The 5,775-nt window shown below is 66.0% G+C and carries 5 protein-coding genes; 4 read left to right on the top strand and 1 reads right to left on the bottom strand.

Annotated features, from left to right (window positions below):
* From I6U14_RS04890 to I6U14_RS04880, 3 genes are all read left to right on the top strand, one after another.
* Positions 1 to 851: RnfABCDGE type electron transport complex subunit D (locus I6U14_RS04890; RefSeq protein ID WP_296897352.1), on the top strand; the 851-nt coding region annotated here is incomplete at its 5' end.
* 64 nt (positions 852 to 915) lie between these two features.
* Complete coding sequence (gene rsxG / locus I6U14_RS04885) at positions 916 to 1,620, top strand: electron transport complex subunit RsxG (RefSeq protein WP_296897351.1); 705 nt, start codon at positions 916 to 918, stop codon at positions 1,618 to 1,620.
* Complete coding sequence (locus I6U14_RS04880) at positions 1,617 to 2,330, top strand: electron transport complex subunit E (RefSeq protein ID WP_296897349.1); 714 nt, start codon at positions 1,617 to 1,619, stop codon at positions 2,328 to 2,330. Before rsxG ends, I6U14_RS04880 begins: the two co-directional genes overlap by 4 nt.
* A gap of 47 nt (positions 2,331 to 2,377) precedes the next feature.
* Here the strand turns inward: I6U14_RS04880 and I6U14_RS04875 are convergent, their stop codons facing one another.
* Positions 2,378 to 4,528 (bottom strand): ATP-binding protein, encoded by a 2,151-nt coding sequence (locus I6U14_RS04875; protein ID WP_296897347.1) that lies wholly within the window; start codon positions 4,526 to 4,528, stop codon positions 2,378 to 2,380.
* 223 nt (positions 4,529 to 4,751) lie between these two features.
* On the opposite strand from I6U14_RS04875, the gene I6U14_RS04870 reads away from it, so the two are divergent.
* The gene (locus I6U14_RS04870; RefSeq protein ID WP_296897345.1) at positions 4,752 to 5,642 is read left to right on the top strand and encodes a phosphoribulokinase; all 891 of its coding nucleotides are present in this window, start codon (positions 4,752 to 4,754) and stop codon (positions 5,640 to 5,642) included.
* Positions 5,643 to 5,775 lie beyond the last annotated feature (133 nt).

The raw sequence follows: 5,775 nt of genomic DNA, 5'->3' as shown, positions 1-5,775 counted from the left end.
TCCGCGACTACAGCGCCGTGGTGACGGCCCTGCTGTTCGCGCTGACCATCCCGCCAACCCTGCCCTGGTGGCTGACCCTGCTCGGCATCCTGTTCGCCATCGTCATCGTTAAACAGCTCTACGGGGGCATCGGCTACAACCCCTTCAACCCGGCCATGGCGGGTTATGTCTTCCTGCTCGTCTCCTATCCGGTGGCCACCACCACCTGGCTGCCGCCCAATGTGCCGGAGCTGCTGCAGGCGCAGGATCTAACGACCCTGTCCTTCCTCGATTCGGCGCGGCTCATCTTCACCGGCGCGCTGCCGGCGGAGCACACCTGGGATGCGGTGAGTGCCGCCACGCCGCTGGACGAGATGCGCACCAAGCTCGACCAGGGCATGACCATCGATGAGATCCGTGCATCCAGTCCCCTGTGGGGGGACTTCGGCGGCCGGGGCTGGGAGTGGGTCGCCAACTGGTTTCTGCTGGGCGGGCTCTATATGCTCTGGCGGCGCGTGATCACCTGGCATATCCCAGTGGCCTTTCTCGGCGGCCTGCTCATCGCCGCCGGCGTCTTTTGGCTGCTGGATCCGACGACACACCCCTTCCCGGCCTTTCATCTTTTTTCCGGTGCAGCGATCCTCGGGGCCTTCTTCATTGCAACGGACCCCGTGAGCGCGGCCACCACCAAGCGCGGGCAGCTGATCTACGGCTTCCTCATCGGTGTGATGATCTTCGTGATCCGCACCTGGGGCGGTTATCCGGACGCCGTGGCCTTCTCGGTGTTGCTGCTGAACATCGCCGCCCCGATGATCGATCACTACACGCAGCCTCGCGTCTTCGGGCAAAAGCGCAGCGCGAAGGCCGGGTAGAACCTGGCCCCGGTTGAGCACAACGGTCATTCGGGGTACCCCTAGCAGGCAAGGCATCCAAGCCATGAACAAAGCACCCATCCTCATTGCCGCCGCCATCCTCGGCAGCTTCGCCGTCGGCGGCGTTGGCCTCGTGGCGATGACCCACGAGCTCACGGCCGAGCGCATTGCGGAGAACCAGCGCCAGGCCATGCTCGCCAAGCTCAAGGCGATTGTGCCCGCGGAGCGTATCGCCAACGATCCGCTCGCGGACAGCATTCAGGTCAGTGCCCCGGACCTGCTCGGCGCTGAGCAGACGGAGGTGTATCGGGTGCGGGATACGGACGAGCCGGTGGCTGTGATTCTGCAGCCGGTGGTGCCTGACGGCTACGCCGGCCCCATCCGCCTGCTCGTCTCCGTGCTCCGCGATGGCAGCCTGGGCGGTGTGCGGGTGCTGGAGCACCACGAAACCCCTGGTCTCGGCGACAAGATCGACGAGAAGAAGGACGATTGGATCATCGAGCAGTTCAACGGAAGGTCCCTCGGTAATCCGCCGCTGGAAGATTGGCAGGTGAAGCGCGACGGCGGTGAGTTCGACCAGTTCACCGGCGCCACCATCACGCCCCGCTCCATTGTCAACGCGGTCAAGAACACGCTGCTTTTCGTCGAGCGCGAGGGTGACGCCCTCTATGCACCACCTGAGCAGGCGCCGGCGGCACCCGCCGGCGAGTCTGCGCCTGCGCAGGCCCGCGCCATGCCGGGCGCTGCCGGCACGCCGGGGGCGGGATGATGGCGGAGAAGGGTTACGGCAGCCTGGTGGGCGAGGGCCTTTGGAGCAACAATCAGGCCCTGGTCGCCATGCTCGGGCTCTGCCCGCTGCTGGCCACCACCACCACCGCCACCAACGGGCTCGGCATGGGGCTCGCCACCACCACGGTGCTCGTGCTCTCCAACGCCACCATTTCCCTGATCCGCAACCTGGTGCGCCCCGAGGTGCGGTTGCCGGTGTTCGTGCTGGTGATCGCGTCCTTCGTCACCGCGGTGGAGCTCACCATGCAGGCGGCCTTTTATGAGCTGTATCTGGTGCTCGGGCTCTTCATCCCGCTCATCGTCACCAACTGCGCCATCATCGGGCGCGCCGAGGCCTATGCCTCCAAGGCGCGGCTGGACAAGGCCGTTGTGGACGGGCTCGCCATGGGCATCGGCTTCTCGCTGGTACTGATGGTGCTGGGCGGTATCCGCGAGCTTCTGGGCCAGGGCACGCTCTTCTACCAGGCGCACCTGCTGCTGGGCGAGGGCGCCCGCGGCTTCGGGCTGGATCTGGGCGACGGCTTCCAGGGTGCGCTGCTCGCCATCCTGCCGCCGGGGGCCTTCATCGGCCTCGGCTTCCTGATCGCCCTGAAAAACGTCATCGACAAACGCGCCACCCGTCTCAAGCAGGCCGCGGTCGGCCGGCAGAGCGCACCCGAGGACGGTACCCCGCAGCCCGCAGCGGGCTGAGGTGCTCTCGGACCTCGCAATCCGCATGGGGGTCTGCGGGCGCCTGGTCAGTGGCTGTCCGCGTTGGGCGTGTACTTGCGCACGGCCTGGGCCAGCGCCTCGGCATCCACGGGCTTGGTGAGAAAGGCATCCATCCCGGCCTCCAGGCAGCGATCCTTCATGTCCTCGGCGGCGTTGGCCGTGAGTGCGATGATGGGCAGCCGTTGGCCCTCCTCTTCGTTGGCGCGCACCCGACGGGTAAAGTCCAGCCCGTCGACCTTCGGCATGCGCAGATCAATGAAGGCGAGGTCGAAATCCGCGCGCCGCACTGCTGCCAGCGCTTCCTCGCCGTCCGTCACCAGCGTCACGAGCGCTCCCTGCTGGGTGAGCAGGGTCTGGATCACGGTCGCGGCAATGGTGTTGTCCTCGGCCACCAGCACCCGCGGGGCATCGGGGCTCGGGGCTGTCGTCTCCGCCGCGGCGAGCTTTTTTGTTTCCGTGGCGCCTGTTGGTGTTTGCACCGTGCTGCGCTCATCGATCGTGCCTGCGGCGGCTTGCGTCTGCGGCGGCGCAGGTTCGGCGGCCAGTGTGGTGCCCAGCGCCCGCACCAGGTCTTCGCGGAGGAAGGGCTTGGTGAGGCAGTGCTCGCAGTGACCCTGTAACGCCCCGCGGCGCTGGCCGTAGATGAGCAGCAGGTAGGGGGCTCGGATGTGTAGGAGCCGTTCGAAGCTGGCGAGCAGGCCCGGAAGGTCCAGCGCCTCCGGGCTGTCGCCGACGATCAGGAGGTCGATGCCGCCCGCCTGATGTACCAGGCCGCCCAGGCGCCCGATGTCCTGCTCGGCAAAGCACTGCATACCGAGCCCCCGGCACGTGGCCTGGATGATCTCGCGCTGGGTCGCGTTGCGCTCATAAATCAGCACCCGGACGCCCGCGTACTTGGGCTGCGCCGGCACAGGAGGCCGGGGGCAGTCCTGGCCCAGCAGCGGCAGCCAGACGCGGAAGGCCGTGCCGCGGCCGACCTCGCTCTCTACTGCGATGCTCCCGCCCATGAGCCGGCTCAGGTCGCGGGCAATGGTGGTGCCGAGACCTGTGCCGCCGTAGCGGCGGGTGGTGGAGTCGTCCGCCTGGCTGAAGCTCTCGAAGATGCTCTCCAGCTTGTCTGGTGCGATACCGATGCCGGTGTCCTGGACCTCCAGCAGGACGCCGGTCCGGGGGTCGTCCGGCCCGGCCTCGGCGACGCCTGCCCGCACCACCACCTGGCCTTGTTCAGTGAACTTGACGGCGTTACCGATGAGGTTGAACAAGATCTGCCGCACCCGCAGCGCATCGCCCATCACCCGCGGCGGCAGTGCCGGGGCCACGTCGCAGACGAGATCCAGGCCCTTGCCCAGCGCATGTGTGTGCATCACCTCGCAGACCTCCCGCACCGGCTCCCGCAGGTCGAAGGCGCTGCGCTCCAGTTGGAGCTTCTTCGCGTCGATCTTCGACAGGTCGAGGATGTCGCCGATGAGCGCTTGGAGCATATTGGCGGAGCTGGTGATCGCGTCCAGGTATTCGCGCTGCTGGGTGTCCAACTCCGTGGTGCGCAGCAGGGTCGCCATGCCGAGCACGCCGGTCAGGGGCGTGCGCAGCTCATGCGTCATGTTGGCGAGGAAGTCGCTCTTCGCCTGGTTCGCCTGCTCTGCAGCTTGGCGGGCCTCGCGCAGCTTTACCAACAGCGAGTCTTGGTACAGCGGCAGCAGCACCAGCACCAGCACGTGGAAGGCGGCGTCCATCGGGTCTTCTGCCCAGGCGCCGAGCACCAGCAGCGTGATGTTGTAGGAGACCACGGCGGCACTGGCGGCGACTGCCAGATGCCGACGCCCATAGCGGGTCGCGGCGGAGATGAAGATCCAGATGTAGAACAGATAAAAGGGACTGCCCGCATCCCCCGTCAGGAAAATGGCCAGGCTGACGGCAACGATGTCGAAGAACAGCGATGTGAATCTGCGCGCTTCCCACTCCGCGCGCACCAGCACGCTCAGGAGGATCACCAGGTTGAAGACCAGGTAGGCCGAAAACAGCCCCAGGAAGGCCGTATAGTTGACGGCAAAGATGCCGAGCCAGGCGGCTGCGCCGATGTAGAGCAGGCCAAACAGCCAGATACCCACCCGCACCACCGCGGACTGGAATTCCGGATTGGCCCGCAGCTCGGGCGGGATGCGGCGGATGGCGGGCATGGGTGCTCCTTGGTGTTCGCGATGCAGTTTCCCAGCGTCGTCCTATGGGCTTAACTGGCGTGATATATTAGAGGTTCTGCATTTTTCCGGCGCCCTCACAGCGGCCGGCGCTCGCCGGTGAGCGGCGCCGCCCCTCGGTTTCACTCCGGCCCTGACCAGGCGCCCGCCGCAAGCCGGCCTGCCACAGAGCCGGTGCCGCAGTCAAAAAGACGGGGAGTTCACCATGTCCAAGAAGCATCCTGTCGTCGCCGTCACCGGATCCTCAGGTGCCGGCACGACCACGGTCAAGCGCGCCTTCGAGCATATCTTCTACCGCGACGGCATCAACGCCGCCGTCATCGAGGGTGACAGCTTCCACCGCTATGACCGCAAGGAAATGAAGGCCGAGATGGCCCGCGCCGCTGAGGAGCACCGCAACCTGAGCCACTTCGGGCCGGAAGCCAACCGCTTCGATCTGCTCGAGGAGCTGTTCGCCAGCTACGGCGAGTCCGGCGGTGGCAAGAAGCGCTACTACATCCACAGTGAGGCAGAGGCCGACCACCACAACGCCCGGCTCAACACGGAGCTGGAGCCCGGCCAGTTCACCCCCTGGGAAGACGTGCCGGAGGGCACCGACCTACTCTTCTACGAGGGGCTGCACGGTCTGGTGGTGACCGATGACGTCGATGTCGCTAAGCACGTGGACCTGGGCGTCGGCGTGGTGCCCATCGTCAACCTGGAATGGATCCAGAAGATCCACCGCGACAACGCCGAGCGCGGCTACTCCGCCGAGGCCATCGTCGACACCATCATGCGCCGGATGCCGGACTACATCCGCCACATCACGCCGCAGTTCTCGCTGACGGATATCAACTTCCAGCGCGTGCCGACGGTGGACACCTCCAACCCCTTTATCGCCCGCGATATCCCGACGCCGGACGAGAGCTTCGTGATCATCCGCTTCAAGGAGCCGGAGCAGTTGGAGGTGGACTTCCCCTACCTTCTCAACATGATCCCTGACTCCTTCATGTCCCGGCGCAATACCATGGTGGTGCCCGGCGGCAAGATGGGCTTCGCGATGGAGATCATCCTCCAGCCCATCATCGAGCGCATGATGGACGCACGGCACGTCTAGGGAGCTGCTGATTTATTGGGCATCCTGCCCAAAAATCAGACGGAGCCGGCTTGTTCACAACAGGGGCGGTTTCCGGCTTCCTTCATTTTCAGCGACTTGCGTCGCCGAAAATGGCGGGGCGTCCTGCCCCGGA

The organism is Thiohalocapsa sp. (genome assembly GCF_019695415.1).
In the GTDB taxonomy this organism is placed as follows: Bacteria; Pseudomonadota; Gammaproteobacteria; order Chromatiales; family Chromatiaceae; genus Thiohalocapsa.
The sequence above is the reverse complement of the archived record's forward strand: the minus strand, read 5'-3'. Positions and strand labels throughout refer to the sequence as shown.

What these genes read in the sequence shown, in the direction of transcription:
- rsxG (WP_296897351.1), top strand. Translation starts at nt 916, where the DNA reads ATGAACAAAGCACCCATCCTCATTGCCGCCGCCATCCTCGGCAGCTTC.
- I6U14_RS04880 (WP_296897349.1), top strand. Translation starts at nt 1,617, where the DNA reads ATGATGGCGGAGAAGGGTTACGGCAGCCTGGTGGGCGAGGGCCTTTGG.
- I6U14_RS04875 (WP_296897347.1), bottom strand. Translation starts at nt 4,528, where the DNA reads ATGCCCGCCATCCGCCGCATCCCGCCCGAGCTGCGGGCCAATCCGGAA.
- I6U14_RS04870 (WP_296897345.1), top strand. Translation starts at nt 4,752, where the DNA reads ATGTCCAAGAAGCATCCTGTCGTCGCCGTCACCGGATCCTCAGGTGCC.